We start from the raw sequence: 18,489 nt of genomic DNA, 5'->3' as shown, positions 1-18,489 counted from the left end.
AAATATTCTTGCACGACTGCGAGCTTGAACTGCTCATCGTACTTGGTCATGAAAAACCCCCAAAAGTTGTGTCCAACTTTTGGGGGTCAGTTCACAAGGTCCCGTTTTTTCGCGTATTGACGCCGGTCTCGCATCTGCATGGCGCGAGTACGCAATCTCTCCAACAGGTGTCCAGCGTGGAATGTTAGAGCCTATCCCGGTAGGTGGGGGGAAGCTCAGGGTGATGCATGGCGGGCGTGAGCAAGGCGCGAGGAGGCCGCATGGCGAGCCATGCAACGACAAGCAACGCCGCGCACGCCCGTCAGGCGCGCCAGGAGCGACTCCCACCTACCGGGATAGGCTCTAAGTGCTATTCTTGCGCGATTGACATTTCGCGCACCCAGATGCGCCCACCCGAGAGAGGATATTCAGTGAACTTTCCCGCACACCGCGCGATGGCCGTCGCCATCGCTTCCGCCTGCATCTTCGGCGGCGCCGTCCACGCCGCGCCGGCCCAGCAAGCCCCGGCCCGCGCCGAAACCGCCTTCCTGTCGCAGGACGACGCGTTTGCCCGTTCCGCGCGCATCGCGAACGTGGACTATGTGCTGGACTTTACCCTGACCGGCAAGGAAACCTTCGCCGGCGCCACGACCGTCACCTTCGACCTCAAGGACACGCATTCCGCCGTCACCCTCGACCTGAACAAGGCCACCGTGAAGTCGGTCAGCGTCAACGGCAAGCAGGTAGAGGCGCGCTACAACAACTGGTTCATCACCATCGACCCGGCGCACCTGGCCAAGGGCCGCAACAGCGTCACCGTCGCCTACGAGCGCCTGCACAGCACCAATGGCGAAGGCCTGCACCGCATGGTCGACCCGGCCGATGGCCGGGTATATACGTATTCGCACTTCGAGCCGGTGGCCGCCCAGCAGATGTTCCCGCTGTTCGACCAGCCCGACCTGAAGGCCAGCTACACCGTCACCGTCACCGCGCCGAAGGACTGGCACGTGGTCACCACCACCCGCGAAACGAAGATCACCGATGCCGGCGCCAACCGCCGCTGGACCTTCAAGCCGACGAAGCGCCTGAGCCCGTACAACTTCTCGCTGCATGCCGGCCCTTACCAGGTGTGGGAAGACAATAGCGGCAAGTACCCGATGCGCCTGTTCGCGCGCCAGTCGCTGGCCAAGCAGGTGGTCCCGGCCGACTGGTTCCGCCAGACCAAGGCCGGCATGACCTTCTTCGAAGCATACTTCGGCATCCCCTACCCGTTCGAGAAATACGACCAGCTGATCGTGCCCGACTTCCTGTACGGCGCTATGGAAAACGCCGGCGCCATCACGTTCGCCGAGGCGCGCTTTGGCATGGCCAATATGACGGCCGACCAGAAGCAGTCGATGACCGAAGTGATCATGCACGAGATGGCCCACCAGTGGTTCGGCAACCTGGTCACCATGAAATGGTGGAACGGCCTGTGGCTCAACGAGAGCTTCGCGTCCTTCATGGGCATCCTGGCCACCGCCGAAGCGACCGAGTTCAAGGATTCGTGGCAGAAGTTCTACCAGACCGGCAAGCAGCGCGCCTACATCCAGGACCAGACCGCGAGCACCCACCCGATCGAGGTGCCGGTGCCGTCCTCGAGCAACGCCTTCGACAATATCGACGCCATCACGTATTCGAAAGGCGGCGCCGCCCTCAAGCAGCTGCGCCACCTGCTGGGCGAGGAAGTGTTCCGCAAGGGCGTGCACAACTACCTGGTCAAGTATTCGTGGCAGAACGCCACCCTCGATGACTTCATCAATACGCTGGCCACGACCGCCGGCCGCGACCTCTCCGGCTGGACCAGGGAGTGGCTGTACCACGCCGGCGTGAACACGATCGCCGCCAACTACAGCTGCAGCAACGGCAAGATCCGCGACTTCACCCTCACCCAGACCGCGCCGGGCAAGGATCTGCCGACCCTGCGCGAACAGCGCGTGCAGGTGGCGGCGTTCAAGATCGACGGCGGCAAGCTGTCCCTCGTCAAGAACGTGCCGGTCACCTACAAGGGCGCCCGGACCGCGGTCGAGGACATGGATGGCGCGGCCTGCCCGGACCTGGTCTACCCGAACTACCAGGACTGGGGCTATGCGAAGGTCCAGCTGGATGAGCGCTCGTTCGATACCGCGCGCACCAGGCTGTCGCAGGTCGACGATCCGCTGCTGCGCGCGATGCTGTGGCAAAGCCTGTGGGACAGCGTGCGCGACGCCCAGCTGCCGCTGAACGACTTCATCAACGTGGCCCTGAACAATGCGCCGCAAGAAAAGGACTACACCCTGCTCGGCGACGTGCTGGGCAAGGTCGCCCAGTCGAAGGCCTACCTCGACGCCATGCGCCTCGACAACGGGTATGCGAAAGCGACCTACGCCGCGCTCGAAAAGATGGCCTGGGACGGCGTGCTGGCACACAAGGCCGACGCCGACGTCCAGCGCCGCTGGTTCAGTCTCTACCTGAACGTGGCCTCCAGCCCGGAGGCGCTGGGGCGCCTGGCCGGCATCCTCGACGGCAAGCTCGATGCCGCCGGCCTGCAGCTTACCCAGGAACTGCGCTGGTCGATCATCGCCCGCCTGAACCGCTATGGCCACGCCGGCGCCGACGGTCTGGTCGCGGCGGAGAGCGCGCGCGACAAGTCCGACGCCGGCCAGGTGGCGGCGGTGGCGGCCACCGCGTCGCGTCCGGATCCGAAGGTGAAGGCCGAGTGGGTCGGGCGCATCGAAGACCTCAAGTCGCCGCTGCCGTTCTCGCGCATCCGCACGGCGATGGGCAGCGTGTTCCCGGCCGAGCAGGGCCGGCTGAGCGAGCTCGAGGCCGATGCGCGCCTGGCGCGCCTGCCGGCGCTCGACAAGGCGGCCGGCCCGGTCTACATGCGCGCCTACGCGATCACCATGATCCCGACCGCCTGCACGCCGCACAGCGTGCAGCGCCTGCGCCGCGCCGCCGACCAGATGAAGGACCTGTCGGCGTTCACCCGCCGCTCGCTGCTCGACACCCTGCAGGACGAGCAGCGCTGCGTGGCGATCAAGGCGGCGATGACCGCGCCGAAGAGCTGATCGCGCGTGCGCGCGGACGCGGGCGCGATGCCGCGCCGCACGCCGGGCTGGCCGCTCGCGGCATCGTCTACCGCTTGCGCAAGAACGGCAGGTATTACTGCCGCACGGGCGGCGCCGTGCGGCCCAGCATGTTCGGCGCCGAGGGCGGAGGCGCCGTCCTGTTCGACAAGACCGGCGGCGGCGGGCTCGCCGGCCTCGTACCCTGTCCATCAGGGGCCGAATTTAGGCGCGACTGAGCGCCGCTCGTTGCCGTGCGCGATTGGCCGCACAGCTCCGCCACCCGGCGCCACGCGCCGTCGGCTGCGCTCTGCAGCGGCGGACCTTCGCGCAGCAGCGCGCCCAGGTCGGGCGGCGCGCTGGCGCGCACCCTGACCCCACGTGCGATCGGCACGCACAGCGCGTCGTGCCAGGCTGCCGCATGGCCTTCGGGCGTGGGCAGCGCGCCGCGCAAGCGCACGGCGGCCTCCTCGCACGCGGCGCTGCTGGCGAACTCGCCGCGCAGGCTGCTGCTCTCCAGCGTGACATCGAGGTTCTGTTGCAGGTACAGCAGCAGGATCATCGTGAACATATAATGCCCAGGTCCGCGGCCCCGGCCGCGCTTGCAGAGGAAACACTTTGGACTGGGATTATCCGCAACCGTTCATCCTGCCCGTCGCGCCGCAGGCCGGCGACATCGATGGCTTGAACCACACCAACAACGCCGTCTACGTGCGCTGGTGCGAACAGGCCGGCTGGGCCCACTCGGAGAAGCTGGGCCTGTCGCTGGACGACTACCGGCGCCTCGACCGCGCGATGGCGATCCGGCGCGGCGACTACGACTACCTGTTGGCCACGGTGGAAGGCGAGGCGCTGCGCCTGGCCACCTGGCTGGTCGGCGGCGACGGCAAGCTGACGATGGAGCGCCGCTTCCAGCTGGTGCGCGACAGCGACGGCGCCACCGTGCTGCGCGGACGCTGGGAACTGGTCTGCATCGACATCGCCAGCGGGCGCCCGCGCCGCATGCCGGCCGAGTTCCTGGACATCTATATGCCGGCGCTGGTCGCGGCGCCGACCGTGTAATTCCCGCGTCTGCCAGCATGCGGCGCATTGCGCATGCTCAAGGACGAGTTTGATCGATCCGGCATCCCCCTCGGGTGGGCAGCCTCAGACTGGTCGCGTCACCCGCTCCAATGACGAGGACGCAATGCGCCGGATTTTCCCCGAGGTCTTGACCGCCGTTCGCCTGCCGCTGCACCCGCACATGCGCATGCCCGTGCCCCGCCGCATGCAGCTGGGCGCGTTCTGGCTGCTGGCGGGCCCGCTGATGGCGGGGCAATTGCTGGCCGGCTGCCGGCTGCGCGACGGCGGCCATGAAGAACTCGTGGTGCCCGAACTGGTGCGGACCCATCTCTATCTGGCGCCCAACGGGTCGGACAGCAATCCCGGCACCCGCGCCGAACCCTTCCGCACCCTGGCGCGCGCAGCCCAGGTGGTCACGCCGGGCACGACCGTGCATGTGGCGCCCGGCATCTACTCGGGCGGCGTGCGCACCACCACCAACGGCACGCTCGAAGCGCGCATCATCTTCCAGAGCACCGAGCGCTGGGGCGCCAAGATCGTGCCGCCGCTCGACGCGCGCCAGAGCGCGGCCTGGGACAACCGCGGCAACTACGTCGACATCATCGGCTTCGAGATCGACGGCACCCAGTACCAGAGCGGCATGAAATGGCTGAGCGGCATCTACAACGGCGGCTCGCACAACGGCGTGCACGGCAACCGCATCCACCACATCGGCAACGACGTGCCGTGCGAGCCCAAGGGCGGCGCCGGCATCGGCATCGACAGCTACTACAAGGGCGTGGACGTGGTCGTGACCGGCAACCACGTGCACGACATCGGTCCGCCCGGCTGCCGCTACATGCACGGCATCTACATCAGCACCACGGCCAGCGTGCGCGGCAACGTCGTCTACCGCGTGTCCGGCGCCGGCATCCATTTGTGGCACGACGCCAACCGCGTGACTGTGCGCGGCAATACCGTGGCGGCGTCCGGCACCGGCATCGTGGTCGGCGGCGGCGACTTCTATCACAGCAAGGGGCCGAACGACCACACCCACGTCAGCAACAACATCGTCTACGACAACGACCACGGCATCCTCGAACAAGGGGCGATCGGCCGTCACAACAGCTTCCGCAACAACCTCGTGTATCAGAACGCCGTCGACGACTGGAAGCTGTCACCCGGCCGCGAGCATATGGGCAGCATCAGCGCGCCGCCCCAGTTCGTCGAATACAGCGCCAGCGGCACGCCGGACTTCCGCCTGCGTCCCGGTTCGCCGGCGATCGGCCAGGGCTTGCCGCACGAGTCGGCGCCACCCGGCAGCGGCAATACCGGGTCGCGGCCGATGCGCAAGACCGACATCGGGGCGCTGCCAGCGGCGCCGCCGTCCTAGCGCCAAGCTGCCGGCGCGGCGGCGCGCCGCCTACAGGACTTCGTGCACCCGCGCGAACGGCCGGCACAGGCGCACGCCCTTCGGCGTGACCACGAACGGCCGCTCGATCAGGATCGGATGCGCGGCCATCGCATCGAGCAGGGCCGCATCCGTCACCTCGGGCCGGTCGAGACCCAGCTCGGCGTACAGGGCCTCCTTGCGGCGCACGGCATCGCGCGGCTGCAGCCCGGCGTGCGCGATCAGGTGCGCCAGTTGCGCGCGGGTCGGCGGATTGGCCAGGTAGTCGACCACCTCGGGTTCGTGGCCGGCCTCGCGGATGGCGGCCAGGGTATTGCGCGAAGTCCCGCAGCGCGGGTTGTGATAAATCGTGATATCCATTGTCATCAGGTGTGGTGTCGGCTTGTCAGCGGCTCGACAGCGGCTTGTCGTTCAAACAGCGGCATGATAACCAGAGCGCATACCCGGCACCAGCATTTTTGCTTGTCCCCCTCCCTCGCTCCGGCTAGAATCCCACGCTTGGATTTTGCCGAGCGTCATCAAAGTTCCCATAACAACATGCTATTACGCCCAACCGGAGACCCGATGAGCGATTACCTGCAGCGTCCCGCGGCACTGCCCACCCTGCGTCAGCGCACCGCGCTGCGCGTGCTGCAGCTGTTCGGCTGGAAGCTGTATTTCAAGCCGCTGCCCGGGCCACACGGCATCGCGGTGGTGTACCCGCACACCTCGAACTGGGACTTCCCGATCGGGCTGGTGGCCAAGTGGGCGCTCGACACGCCGTTTCGCTGGCTGGCCAAGGACTCGCTGTTTCGCGGCGCGATGGGCCGCCTGATGCGCTACTGGGGCGGGATCGCCGTCGATCGCCGGGCGCCCATGGGCGCCACGCGCCAGCTGGCCGAGCGGATGCTGAGCGAAAAATGGTGCTGGGTCGGCATCACGCCGGAAGGTACGCGCGGCTACCGCCCGCACTGGAAAAGCGGCTTCTATCATCTGGCGCGCACCGCCAACGTGCCGCTGCTGCTGGTCAGCTTCAACTACAAAAAGAAGGAGCTGCGCGTGACCGAGACGCTCGAACTGTCGGGCGACATCGAGCGCGACATGGAAGCGATCCGCGCCGTCTACCACGACGTCACCGCCCTCTACCCCGAGAACGCGGCCCCGATCGTGCTCGCCACCAGGGACCAGGACGAGGCCGCGGCCCGGCGCACGCGCGCTTGATGTGCCCGCGCCTTCCCCTGCCCGGCGCCGGCCCGGCTAGGCCGGCGCCGGACGTCCCGCGGCGGTCGATCCCGCCAGCCTGTCCCAGGCATTGGCCGCGCTCAGGAACAGCTGCCCGCTGAGCTGGGCCAGCAGTTCGCTGTCGCGCAGCCGGTCCATCACCGGTCCCTTGACTTCGGCCAGGTGCAGGATCACGCCGCGCTGGTGCAGCGACGCGTTCAATTCCAGCAGGCCGAACAGGGCCGAGGTGTCGATCGCATTCACCGCCGACAGCACCAGCACCAGGTGGTGCGTGCCGCCGCGTTGCGCCAACTCCTCGTCGATGCGCTCGTTTACCGCGTCCACGTTCCCGAAGAACAGGCCGGCGTCGATCCGCAGCATCAGCAGGCCGGGCGTGGTCTCGGCCGGATACCGTTCGACGTTGCGGAAGTGTTCGGTGCCGTGGATGCGGCCCAGCACCGCGATGTGCGGCCGGCTGGCGCGCCAGATCAGCGCGCCCATCGACAGCGCCACGCCCACCAGCACGCCCGCCTCCACCCCCAGCACCAGCACGCCGCCGGCGGTGGCCAGCAGCGCCAGCGCGTCCGCGCGGTCGTAGCGCCAGGCGGTGCCCAGGGTCGACCAGTCGAGCATGCCCAGCACCGCCACGATGATGGTCGCGGCCAGCGTCGGCAGCGGCAGCAGCGCCAGCCAGCCGGTGGGCGCCACCAGCGCCAGCGCCAGCAGGCCGGCCGTGATCACGCTTGCCAGCTGGGTGTTGGCGCCGGCCGCGAAATTCACCGCCGAGCGCGAAATGCTGCCGGTGACCGGAAAGCCGCCGGAGAGGGCGCTGCCGACATTGGCCGCGCCGAGGCCAATCAGCTCGCGGTTGCTGTCCAGCTTTTCGCCGCCGCGCTTGAGCGCCAGCGCCTGCGCGCCGGACATGCTGATCAGGAACACCATGAAGCCGGTCAAGAGCGCCGGCTGCAGCAAGGCCTGCCAGTGGCCGCTCGAGGTGGCCAGGTTCAGGCCCGGCAAGCCGGCCGGCACCGCGCCGGTGGTGGCCACGCCCAGGCGCCCCAGCTCCAGCAACGGCACCAGCGCGGTGGCGCCGAGCACGATGACCATCGGCGCCAGCTTGGCCGCGATGTCGGCCACGACGGGCTTGACGCGCAGCCGGCGCAGCAGCGGCGCCAGCCATTCGCGCGCCATCACCAGCAAGGCCAGGGAGCCGAGGCCCAACGCGATGCTGGGCCAGCGCGCGTGCCAATCCGGCGTCGCGCCCTGCGCGATCGGACCGCCGAGCAGGGCGCCCAGCTGGCCCCAGGCGATGACGATCGCCGAGCCGATGGTAAAGCCGCTCATCACCGGCCGCGAAAAGAAATTGGCGAGAAAGCCGATGCGCAGCAGGCCGCAGGCCAGCAGGACCAGGCCCGACATCAACGCCAGCTGGGCCGCCAGCACGCCATACAGGCCGGTGCCGGGCGTGGCCAGCGGCGCCAGCGCGGACGCCGTCATCAGCGAGACGATGGCCATTGGCCCGACCGACTGGGTGCTGCTGGTGCCGAACAGCGCGTACAAGAGCGGCGGGAAAATGCTGGCGTAGATCCCGGCCACGGGCGGCAGCCCGGCCACCAGCGCATAGGCCATGCCCTGCGGGATCATCATCATCGCCACCACGATGCCGGCGCTGATGTCGCCCGGCAGCGCGGCGCGCCGGTACTCGCGCAACCACTGAAGCATGGATTAAGGGCCGGGGAGCGGTGCGCGCCGGCTTGCCTGATTGAAAACACGACAGCCTAGCATAGTTGCCCTGGCGCCGGGGTCCGGACAGCCGCTACTGCATGGCCAGTTCGACGCAGTTGCGGCCGGCCCGCTTGGCGCGCGCCAGCGCGGCAATGGCGCGCACCGCCAGCGCGTCGCCGCTCTCGCCCTCGCCCAACTGCGCCACGCCCAGGCTGATGGTCACGTGGTCGCAACCCGGGATCTCGACCTGCTCGATCGCGGCGCGCAGCTTCTCGGCAATCCTGAGGCCGTCGATCGCACTGGTATGTGGGGCGATCACCAGGAACTCCTCGCCGCCCGAGCGCACCAGGACGTCGCTCGCGCGCAGCAGCGCGCGCGCGGTGGCGGCCACGGTGCGCAGGACCATGTCGCCCACCGGGTGCCCGAAGCTGTCGTTGACCTGGCTGAAGCGGTCGATGTCGAAGCTCACCAGCGCCAGCGGCAGGCGGTAGCGGCGCGCGCGCTTGATCTCCTGCTCGAGCAGGTGCTCGCCGTGGCGGCGGTTGGCGACCTCGGTCAGCGCGTCGGTGGTGGCCAGGTGGGTCACGCGCGCCAGCAGGGCCTCGTTCTCGCGCGTGACCTCCGCCATGCGCAGGCCATGCGACGCCAGGGCGGCCAGGTCGTCCAGCGCCTGCAGCTGCACGCGCGAGAAGGCGCGCGCATGGTCGAACATCAGGCACAGCGAGCCGCGCGGGCCGCCCGGCCCCTGGCCCGGGATCGGCAGGCCGACCACCATGCGCACGCCGAAGCCTTCCAGACGGGCCGCCAGTTCGGGTTCGCCCGCCTTGTCCGGCGCGTCGAGCAGGGTCAATTCGCCGCTGGCGGCGGCCAGCAGGCCGGGGAAGGCGTGGCGCAGCGGCGACTGCAGCAGGCGGCCCTCGACCTCGAGCAGCGCCATCAGGTGCAGGCCCGCCACGCCCTGCTCGGCTTCCAGGTGCAGGTCGCCGTCGCGATGCTGGAACAGCGCCGCATGCACCAGGCCCGGCCAGTCCGCCAGGGCGGCGCACAGGCGCTCGGCGAAGCTCACGCTGTCGTCGGCGTGGTCGAGGGCTTCCTGGCTGGCGCCGCGCAGCGCGAGCAGCGTTTGCAGCTCTTCGGCGGCGGCATTCGTCACTGTCGGCGAAGATGCGGACGCAGATGCAGGCGCAAAGCCGGCGCGCAGGCGCGCGTCCAGCAGCGCGCGGGTCTGCTGCGCGCGCAGCGGGCCGATCGCATAGTCGATCGGACCGAAGGCCATCAGCGCCGGCAGCCAGCGCGCATTGGTGAAGGGGCACAGGACCAGGATCGGCTTGCCGGCGCGCCCGGCCACCAGGGCGCCCAGGCTCGCCAGGTCGATGCCCAGCTCGCAGCGTTCGAGGTCCAGCACCACGAGGTCGGCCGGTTCGCGCGCCAGCAGGCCGAGTGCCTGGTCGGCGCCGGAAGCCACCCGCAGCTGCGTGAACACCCCGGCGCAGGCGCTCTGGAAATCGGCGCGGCGCTGGCCTACCGGGTTCACGAACAGGCAGCTGTAGTCGACGTTCATCTCGTGCGCGCGCGCGCCCTCTTCTCCCATTCCCAACCTCCAGACGTTTCCAGGCATTACCGATCCGCCCCGCGAGCGGGCGTGTTTTGCCAGCGAGTGTGCCATAACCGCGCCGCTGTGTGTGGAACCGCACCGTCGCACCGCGCCGTGCGTCCAATACTCTGAAGACCGAACGCATATTCATGGGAGAAGCACGATGGGACAGCAGGACGACGTGGCAAACAAGCAGAAGGCAATCCAGAGCCGCCAGGACCAGATCGACGCCAGCATGCAGAAGGCCGAAGGCAATGACGAGGCGGTCCAGACCGGCGTCCCGCAGCCCGGCACGCCGATGCCCGCGCAGCACCTGGCCAAGCCCGGCATCGAGGCGCAGATGGAACTCAAGCCGAAATTCATGGCCGACGGCTACAAGGGCAGCGGCAAGCTGGAAGGCATGAGCGCCATCGTGACCGGCGCCGACTCCGGCATCGGCCGCGCGGTCGCGGTGCTGTTCGCGCGCGAGGGCGCCGACGTGGCCGTAATGTACCTGAACGAACACGAGGACGCCGAGGAAACCAGGCGCTGCGTCGAAGCCGAGGGCCGCCGCTGCCTGACCATCCCGGGCGACGTCAAGGACGCCGCCTTCTGCAACGAGGCGGTGGAAAAGGTGGTCGCCGAATTCGGCCGCCTGGACGTGCTGGTGAACAACGCCGCCTTCCAGGAACATGCGAACTCGCTGCTCGACATCACCGACGAGCGACTCGACGAGACCTTCCGCACCAATATCTACGGCTACTTCCACATGGCGCGCGCGGCGTTGCCGCATCTGAAACGCGGCGCGGCGATCATCAACACCGGATCGGTCACGGGCCTCCAGGGATCGAAGAAGCTGCTCGACTATTCGGCCACCAAGGGCGCGATCCACGCCTTCACGATGTCGCTCGCCTCGAGCCTGATCGAACAGGGCATCCGCGTCAATGCGGTGGCGCCGGGCCCGGTCTGGACCCCGCTCAACCCGGCCGACCAGCCGCCCGAACAGCTGAAGGAATTCGGCGCCGCCACCGACTACAAGCGCCCGGCCCAGCCGGAAGAACTGTCGCCGGCCTACGTGTTCCTGGCCTCGCCCGTGTGCTCGGGCTACATCACCGGCATCGTGCTGCCGATTACCGGTTCGGTCGGCTGACCGGCCGGCTTGCAAACGACGAGGAGGGTATCCATGCGCAGCATGTGGAAAGGGGCGATCAGTTTCGGGCTGGTCCACATCCCGGTCGATATGTACGCCGCGGTCGACAGCAAGGGGCTGGATCTGACCATGCTCGACCGGCGCGACTTTTCGCCGGTCGGTTTCAAGCGCTACAACAAAGGCAACGGCAAGGAAGTGGCGTGGGACGACATCGTCAAGGGCTACGAATATGAAGACGGCGAGTACGTCGTCCTGTCCGACGAAGACCTGCGCCGCGCCAACCCCGAGGCGACGCAAACCATCGACATCCAGGCCTTCGTCAATGCCGAGGAAGTACCGCTGATCTACTACGACCAGCCGTACTACCTCGCACCGGGCAAGGGCGGCGCCAAGGTCTACGCCCTGCTGCGCGAGACCCTGCGCGAGGCGGGCAAGATCGGCATCGCGCGCGTCGTCATCCGCGTCAAGCAACACCTGGCGGCGCTGGTGTGCGTGGGCGACACCATCGTGCTCAACACGCTGCGCTATCCGGACGAGATGCGCGACGCGGGCGAACTCAAGATCCCGTCGCCCTCCTCGAAGAGCGCCGCCGTCACGGTCAAGGAACTCAAGATGGCGATGGCGCTGGTCGAGGGCATGAGCGAGGACTGGGAGCCGGAGCAGTATCGCGACACCTACCGCGAGGACGTCCTGGCCCTGGTCAAGAAAAAGATCAAGGCCAAGCAGACCAAGACCATCACCCAGCCCGAGCCCGAGAAGGAAAAACGCACGAGCGGCAAGGTCATCGACCTGGTCGCCCTGCTCCAGGCCAGCCTGGGCAAGAAGCCGGCCAAGGCCGCGCTGGCGGCGCTGGAAGACGACGACGATGACGACGATCCGCCACCGCGCAAGTCGAGAAAACCTGCCGACGACGAGGACGACGACGACGACGAGGTCTCCGCGCCGCGTGCACGCAAGACGGCCGATGCGGGCAGCCGTGCGGGCGCGAGCGGGGCCAGGTCGACGCGGGCGACGGCGAGCAAGACCGCGGCCAAGCCCGTGGCGAAGAAAGCCGCCGCCAAGAAGGCCCCGGTCAAGGCCGCCGCCAAGGCGACCGCCAGGGCGCCGGCGCGCAAGAAGGCGGCGTGAGGATGGGGGAACTGATCGACCTCCTCCAGTGGCCGGCCATGGTGGTCAGCCTCTACGCCGCCTTCCTGATCGGCTCCAAGCGCGCCGAACGCCGGGTGTTCGGGTTCTGGATGTTCATCCTCAGTAACCTGATGTGGATCGCCTGGGGCTGGCACGACGGCGCCTGGGCCCTGATCACGTTGCAGCTGGCGTTGATGGCGATGAATGTCCGGGGCATCTACAAGAACGGCCAGTGAATGCCGGGAGGCGGCCACTGCGCCGCCTCCCGGCAGTGGTTCGTCCTGCCGAATTATAAAAAACTATCATAACTATTAAATCAATTATCTTTTCCTAGTCAAAATTGCTCTGTAGAATCTATATCATTGAAATTCAACGCAATGAGGAGATCAGCATGAGCCAACCCCGCCTGACCACCGCCTCCGGCATCCCGGTCGCCGACAACCAGAACTCGCTGAGCGCCGGCCCGCGCGGCCCGTTGCTGCTCCAGGATTTCCACCTGATCGAAAAGCTGCAGCACTTCAACCGTGAGCGCATCCCCGAGCGCGTCGTCCACGCCAAGGGGTCGGGCGCCTATGGCAGCTTCACCGTCACCCACGACATCACCAGGCTGACCAAGGCGAACCTGTTCGCCCACGTCGGCAAAGAGACCCCGGTGTTCCTGCGCTTCTCGACCGTCGGCGGCGAAAAAGGCAGCGCCGATACCGAACGCGATCCGCGCGGCTTCGCACTGCGCTTTTATACCGAGGAAGGCAACTGGGACCTGGTCGGCAACAACACGCCGGTGTTCTTCATCAAGGACCCGATCAACTTCCCGGACTTCATCCACACGCAGAAGCGCGATCCGCAGACGAACCTGAAGTCGGCCAATATGATGTTCGATTTCTGGAGCAACGCGCCGGAGAGCCTGCACCAGGTCACGATCCTGTTCTCGGATCGCGGCACCCCGGACGGCTACCGCCACATGGACGGTTTCGGCAGCCACACCTTTAGCCTGATCAACGACCAGGGCGAGCGCGTCTACGTGAAGTGGCACTTCAAGACCCGCCAGGGCATCAAGAACCTGAGCGCGCCAGACGCCACCCGCATCGCCGGAAGCGACCCGGATCACGCCCAGCGCGACCTGTTCAATGCGATCGCCGCCAATGACTTCCCGCGCTGGGACGTCCAGGTTCAGGTCGCGACCATCCAGGAACTGGAAGCCTGGAGCGCGCGCACCGGCTGGAATCCGTTCGACCTGACCAAGGTCTGGCCGCACGGCGACTTCCCGCTGCAGCCGGTCGGCGTGCTGGAACTGAACCGCAACCCGCAGAACTACCACGCCGAGGTCGAGCAGGCCGCCTTCTCGCCGGCCAACGTGGTTCCGGGCCTGGGCTACTCGCCCGACAAGATGCTGCAGGGCCGCCTGTTCGGCTACCACGACGCCCAGCTGTACCGCGTCGGCACCAACCACCAGCACCTGCCGGTGAACGCCCCGCGCTGCCCGGTCCACAACCACCAGCGTGACGGTGCGATGGCGATCGCCAACGGCGGCGCCGCGCACAACTACCACAGGCTCAGCAGCGTGGGCGCCGGCGCCACCGGCATGGGTCACGGCGAGCGCGAACTGGCCCTGGAAGGCGATGCCGGCCGCTTCGATTTCCGCGGCCGGGAAGACGATTACACGCAGGCCGGCAACCTGTTCCGCCTGATGGACGCCCAGGCGCGCCAGAACCTGTGCGACAACCTGGCCGGCCCGCTGAGCCAGGTGGACGAGGCCATCCTGCAGCGCCAGTTGCGCCACTTCGACCTGGCCGATCCGGACTACGGAAATGGCGTGCGCGCTTCGCTCAAGGCGCTCGGACGCAACGTCGACTAGCGCCTGCTTTGAACGCGTGGACGGCCACGCCGTCCACCCTGCCCGCCACCCGGACCGCCAGTGCCGGCGTGGCGGCTTTTTTTTGGTTCAGCGCTCGAATCCGAGCGCCTTCATGGCCCGGGTGAGCGTCTTCGCCGCCCTGGCGTAGCCTTCCCACGGCGCGTTGCCCTCGTCCAGCCGCGTGTGCACGTTGGCCACGGTCCACTGCGTGCTCGATTTCAGGTCCGCCAGCTCTTCCCACCGCAGCGGCACCGAGATTCCGAGTCCGGGCCGCACCCGCGCCGACCAGGCGGCGACGGTGGTTGCGCCCTGCCCGTTGCGCAGGTAGTCGATGAAGATCTTGCCGACCCGGTTCTTCGGGCCGCTCTTGAAGGCGAAGCGGTCGGGCAAGGTGTCGGCCATATGGCCGACGATCGCCTGCGAGAACGCCTTCACCGTATCCCAGTCATAGCCGCCCTTGATCGGCACCACCACGTGCAGCCCCTTGCCGCCGCTGGTCTTGAGAAAGGCAGGCAAGCCCAATTCATCGAGGAAGGCATGCATCAGCTGGGCCGCCTCCTGCATCGCCGGCCAGGCGACGCCCTCGCCCGGGTCGAGGTCGAACACCATGCGGTTGGGCTTCTGGTAGCTGCCCTTGAGCGCGTTTTGCGTGTGAATCTCGATCACGTTCCACTGCGCCGACGACAGGATTCCTTGCACGCTCGCTACTTCGAGCATCGGCGAATGGTCGGGGTCGAGCGCAGCGTCCAGGTGGCGCAGGCCCGGCATCTTGCGCACGTCGGCGTGCTTCTGGAAAAACAGCTCGCCGCCCACGCCCTCGGGCGCGCGCACCAGCGATACCGGACGCCCCTTCAGGTGTTCCATCATCAGTTTGCCCACCAGCGCGTAGTAGCGGATCAGGTCGAGCTTGGTCGCGCCGCTTTCCTTGTCGATCACGCGCTCGCCGTTCGTGATCTTCATCGTCGCCGGCAGCCTGTCCGGCGCCGAAACAGGGTCCGGAGCGTCTGTCGCGGATGCTGCTTCCATATGTCTTGCCTTTTCACGTGTAATGCCCCTGGCCGGCTTGTCTTCGCGCAGGCCCTGGAATACCGGGTGGCGCACGGCGCCGGCGCTGGTCCACTCGGAGAAGCTGACCTCGGCCACCAGCACCGGCTTGACCCAGTGGTGCTTGCGGCCGGGGACGGCGCGCGGCGGGAACGGACTCTCGTCGCTGCGCAGCTTCTCCAGCCGCCTGGCGATCGAGGCCAGCGAGGAATGATTGAAGCCCGAGCCGACGTTGCCTGCGTAGCGCAGCACCCCTTCCTCGTCATACGTCCCAAGCAGCAGCGCACCGATGCCGGTACGCGCGCCCTTGGGGTCGGTAAAGCCGCCGATCACGAATTCCTGGCGCAACCCGCACTTGAGCTTGATCCAGTCGGGCGATCGCCGCGACACGTAGCGCGCATCGCGGCGCTTGCCGATCACGCCTTCCAGGCCGATCTTGCAGGCGGCGGCCACCAGCTCATCCGGCTTGCTGCCGAACTCGGCCGAGAAGCGGACCTGGTCCGACTTCTTTTTCGCCAGCAATTTTTCGAGCAAGCCGCGCCGCTCGACCAGCGCCAGCTCGCGCAAGTCGTGGCCGTCGAAGTACGGCACGTCGAACAGGAAGAATTCGATCTGCTCGGCGTGCCTGCCGTCGAAGGCCTGCTGCAGCTTGCCGAAATCGGGCTTGCCGTTCTCGTCGTGGACCACGATCTCGCCGTCGTACCAGCCGTCGGGCAGTGTCATGCGCTCCAGCTCGGCCTTGAGCGGCAACAGCTTGTCGGTCCAGTCATTCGCATTGCGCGTGATCAGGCGCGCGGCGCCGTTCTCGATGCGCGCCAGCATGCGGTAACCGTCGAACTTGACCTCGAACACCCAGTTTTCGGGGTCGGGCGGGGGCGCATCCACCAGCGTGGCCAGCTCGGGAGAAAATTTCTCGGGCAACGCGACCCGGTCCGAGGCCGGCGCGGCCCCGGGTTTGGCGCCGGATTTCTTCTTCGCCGCGGCAGTCGGCCTGGCCGCGGCCTTCTTCGCCGCCGCCCGCTTCTTCGGCGCCGGCGCTTCGTCCTCGCCCGTGCGCAGCGCGTCGATCTTGCGCCGCACCCGCGCCGGCAGCGGCAGATCCTTGACGCTGTCCGGCATCTCGTCGACCAGCGAGAATTCCTCGGACGAGCGTGCGTACTCGTCCTTCTCCTTGATCAGGAGCCACGGCTCCTGCTTCTCGCCGCGGCCCTTCATGCGCACCAGCGTCCAGCGGCCGCGCATCTTGTGGCCGTGCATCTCGAACTTGATGCTGCCCTTGGCGAAGCCCTTGTGCGGGTCTTCCAGCGGCTCCCAGGTCCCCTTGTCCCAGATGATGACTTTGCCGGCGCCATATTGCTTAGCCGGAATCGTTCCTTCGAAATCGGCATACGCGATCGGGTGGTCCTCGACCTGCACCGCCATGCGCTTGTCGTGCGTATCGTAGCTGGGGCCTTTCGGCACCGCCCAGCTCTTCATCGTGCCGTCGAGCTCGAGCCGGAAATCGTAGTGCAGGCGGCTGGCCCAGTGCTTCTGGATAACGAATGTCAATTCATCCATGCCGGGCGTGCCGCCCTCGGCCGGCTCGGGCGTGGTCGTGAAATTGCGCTTGGCTCGATAGACTTTGAGTGCGTCCGGCATCGCGGTACTCCTGGATTCCATTGACGACAGCCTATTCCTGCCCCGCGCTCCAGACTGTACGGCAGCGAACGCTGACCGTGGTCGAAACGACAAATGTAAGCGGATGTAAAACGGGTCAACTGGGCCGTATCGGGGCCCGTTATCAGCTCAGTAACACGAGGACTCAGTAACACGAGGAACCAGTAACACGAGGAACTCCACGGAGCCCCACCCGAGACCAACCGGGTTTCAAATTACCATGAAGGAATGACACCATGAGCAAAATCGCCGCTACCCTGATCGCTGGTCTGTTCGCTACTTCCGTGTTCGCCCAGACCCCTGCCACCGCTCCCCATGCCGACGCACACGCCACCGAGGCCTCCAAAGACGCGGCCAGGGCCGACGCCAAGCATGCGAAAGAAGTCGCCAAGGCCGACGAGAAGGTAGAGAAGGCCCAGGCCGAAGCAAAGGCCGACGTGGCCAAGGCCGAGGCGAAGGCAGCCGAGAAGAAGGCCGAAGCCAAGGCCGACCAGGCTGAAGCGAAGGCCGACAGCGTCGCCCGTTAGTAGTAGCTCCCTCGCTCAGGGCCCTCACCAGAAGCCGGCTCGAGCCTCACCATATCGCGGCGTCCCGCACGCCGCTCCCATGCAAAAGGCAGGCCTCCCTGTCTTTTGCCATGCCTGCTCTACAATAAGACTTTGCCCATAGCCAGAAAGGACATCATGGACCGTATCGTCTTTCTTGACCGCGACAGCCTGCAAGCAAATGTGCGCGTTCCCGGCTTTGCGCATACCTGGCAGGATCACGCGGGCACCAGCCCGGACGAGGTCGTGGAACGCCTGGCCGGCGCCACCGTCGCAATCACCAACAAGGTGGTGCTCCGCGCCGGGGCGATCGCGCAACTGCCCGACCTGAAGCTGGTTGCCGTCGCCGCCACCGGCCTTGACAACGTCGACCTGGCCGCCTGCCGCGAGCGCGGCATCGTGGTCTCGAACGTCCGCGACTACGCGCTGGTCTCGGTGCCGGAGCACTGTTTCACCCTGATGCTGGCGCTGCGCCGCAACCTGCGCGCCTATGCCCTCGACGTCGAGGCCGGCAAATGGGAAACCTCCAGCCGCTTCTGCCTGCTCGACCACCCGATCGGCGACCTGGCCGGCAGCCGCCTGGGCATCGTCGGCTACGGCGCGCTCGGCAAGCGGGTCGCCGGCATCGCGCGCGCCCTTGGCATGCGGGTGGCCGCCACCTCGCGCTCGCCGATCCAGGATCCGGACGTCACCGAACTGGCGCTGGACGAGCTGCTGGCAACCTCCGATATCGTCAGCCTGCACCTGCCGCTCACCGAACAGACCCGTGACCTGATCGGCCGGCGCGAGCTGGGCCTGATGAAGCCGGGCGCGATTCTGATCAATACCGCGCGCGGCGGCCTGGTCGACGAAGCGGCGCTGGCCAACGTACTGATGGAAGGCCGCATTGGCGCCGGCTTCGACGTCCTGAGCACGGAGCCGCCGGCGTCCGCCAATCCCCTGCTGCGCATGCGCCTGCCGAACTTCATCCTGACCCCGCACGTGGCCTGGGCCAGCGCCGGCGCGATGCAGGCGCTGGCCGACGTGCTGGTCGATAACATCGAGGCCTGGCGCGCGGGCGCTCCACGCAACGTGGCCTGAGCGCAGGCCCTGCCTC

The 18,489-nt window shown here is 67.4% G+C and carries 15 protein-coding genes; 10 read left to right on the top strand and 5 right to left on the bottom strand.

Annotation, left to right across the window (positions count from 1 at the left end):
• Positions 1-410: 410 nt before the first annotated feature.
• Entirely contained in the window at positions 411-3,068 is a 2,658-nt protein-coding gene (pepN, locus tag ACZ9AQ_RS20140) for an aminopeptidase N (RefSeq protein ID WP_429204924.1), read from the top strand.
• Positions 3,069-3,162: 94 nt separating this feature from the next.
• On the opposite strand, the gene ACZ9AQ_RS20135 is transcribed toward pepN, so the two are convergent.
• Positions 3,163-3,636, bottom strand: a complete 474-nt coding sequence (locus ACZ9AQ_RS20135) for a hypothetical protein (RefSeq protein WP_429204925.1) — start codon at positions 3,634-3,636, stop codon at positions 3,163-3,165.
• A 47-nt stretch (positions 3,637-3,683) separates the two neighbouring features.
• Here ACZ9AQ_RS20135 and ACZ9AQ_RS20130 point away from each other — a divergent pair, with 47 nt between their 5' ends.
• Both ACZ9AQ_RS20130 and ACZ9AQ_RS20125 read left to right on the top strand, forming a co-directional pair.
• Positions 3,684-4,127 carry an acyl-CoA thioesterase gene (locus ACZ9AQ_RS20130; RefSeq protein ID WP_429204926.1) on the top strand — a complete coding sequence of 148 codons (444 nt, stop codon included), beginning with the start codon at positions 3,684-3,686 and terminating at the stop codon, positions 4,125-4,127.
• 124 nt (positions 4,128-4,251) lie between these two features.
• Positions 4,252-5,499 carry a DUF1565 domain-containing protein gene (locus ACZ9AQ_RS20125; protein WP_429204927.1) on the top strand — a complete coding sequence of 416 codons (1,248 nt, stop codon included), beginning with the start codon at positions 4,252-4,254 and terminating at the stop codon, positions 5,497-5,499.
• Between the two features lie 30 nt (positions 5,500-5,529).
• Here ACZ9AQ_RS20125 and arsC read toward each other — a convergent pair whose 3' ends face one another.
• Positions 5,530-5,877 (bottom strand): arsenate reductase (glutaredoxin), encoded by a 348-nt coding sequence (arsC, locus tag ACZ9AQ_RS20120; RefSeq protein WP_429204928.1) that lies wholly within the window; start codon positions 5,875-5,877, stop codon positions 5,530-5,532.
• 204 nt (positions 5,878-6,081) lie between these two features.
• On the opposite strand from arsC, the gene ACZ9AQ_RS20115 reads away from it, so the two are divergent.
• Complete coding sequence (locus ACZ9AQ_RS20115) at positions 6,082-6,717, top strand: 1-acyl-sn-glycerol-3-phosphate acyltransferase (protein ID WP_429204929.1); 636 nt, start codon at positions 6,082-6,084, stop codon at positions 6,715-6,717.
• 36 nt (positions 6,718-6,753) lie between these two features.
• On the opposite strand, the gene ACZ9AQ_RS20110 is transcribed toward ACZ9AQ_RS20115, so the two are convergent.
• A complete protein-coding gene (locus tag ACZ9AQ_RS20110; protein ID WP_429204930.1) occupies positions 6,754-8,439 on the bottom strand; it encodes a SulP family inorganic anion transporter in 1,686 nt (561 codons plus the stop codon).
• Positions 8,440-8,533: 94 nt separating this feature from the next.
• Positions 8,534-10,033, bottom strand: coding sequence for a diguanylate cyclase (locus tag ACZ9AQ_RS20105; RefSeq protein WP_429204931.1), 1,500 nt, complete (start codon positions 10,031-10,033; stop codon positions 8,534-8,536).
• Between the two features lie 166 nt (positions 10,034-10,199).
• Here ACZ9AQ_RS20105 and ACZ9AQ_RS20100 point away from each other — a divergent pair, with 166 nt between their 5' ends.
• The 4 genes from ACZ9AQ_RS20100 to ACZ9AQ_RS20085 all read left to right on the top strand — a co-directional run bounded on the left by ACZ9AQ_RS20100 (position 10,200) and on the right by ACZ9AQ_RS20085 (position 14,148).
• Positions 10,200-11,165, top strand: a complete 966-nt coding sequence (locus tag ACZ9AQ_RS20100; RefSeq protein WP_429204933.1) for an SDR family oxidoreductase — start codon at positions 10,200-10,202, stop codon at positions 11,163-11,165.
• Positions 11,166-11,198: 33 nt separating this feature from the next.
• Positions 11,199-12,293, top strand: a complete 1,095-nt coding sequence (gene ku, locus ACZ9AQ_RS20095) for a non-homologous end joining protein Ku (RefSeq protein WP_429204934.1) — start codon at positions 11,199-11,201, stop codon at positions 12,291-12,293.
• Between the two features lie 2 nt (positions 12,294-12,295).
• A complete protein-coding gene (locus ACZ9AQ_RS20090) occupies positions 12,296-12,529 on the top strand; it encodes a hypothetical protein (RefSeq protein WP_429204936.1) in 234 nt (77 codons plus the stop codon).
• 155 nt (positions 12,530-12,684) lie between these two features.
• Positions 12,685-14,148 (top strand): catalase, encoded by a 1,464-nt coding sequence (locus ACZ9AQ_RS20085; protein ID WP_429204937.1) that lies wholly within the window; start codon positions 12,685-12,687, stop codon positions 14,146-14,148.
• A gap of 87 nt (positions 14,149-14,235) precedes the next feature.
• On the opposite strand, the gene ligD is transcribed toward ACZ9AQ_RS20085, so the two are convergent.
• A complete protein-coding gene (gene ligD, locus ACZ9AQ_RS20080) occupies positions 14,236-16,830 on the bottom strand; it encodes a DNA ligase D (protein ID WP_429204938.1) in 2,595 nt (864 codons plus the stop codon).
• 254 nt (positions 16,831-17,084) lie between these two features.
• Here ligD and ACZ9AQ_RS20075 point away from each other — a divergent pair, with 254 nt between their 5' ends.
• On the top strand, positions 17,085-17,375 hold the full coding sequence (locus tag ACZ9AQ_RS20075) for a hypothetical protein (protein ID WP_429204939.1): 291 nt from the start codon (positions 17,085-17,087) through the stop codon (positions 17,373-17,375).
• A gap of 156 nt (positions 17,376-17,531) precedes the next feature.
• Positions 17,532-18,473, top strand: a complete 942-nt coding sequence (locus ACZ9AQ_RS20070; RefSeq protein ID WP_429204940.1) for a D-2-hydroxyacid dehydrogenase — start codon at positions 17,532-17,534, stop codon at positions 18,471-18,473.
• The last annotated feature ends 16 nt before the right edge of the window (positions 18,474-18,489 follow it).

The organism is Massilia sp. UYP34 (genome assembly GCF_056279385.1).
This window is presented reverse-complemented; position numbering and strand designations above follow the sequence as displayed.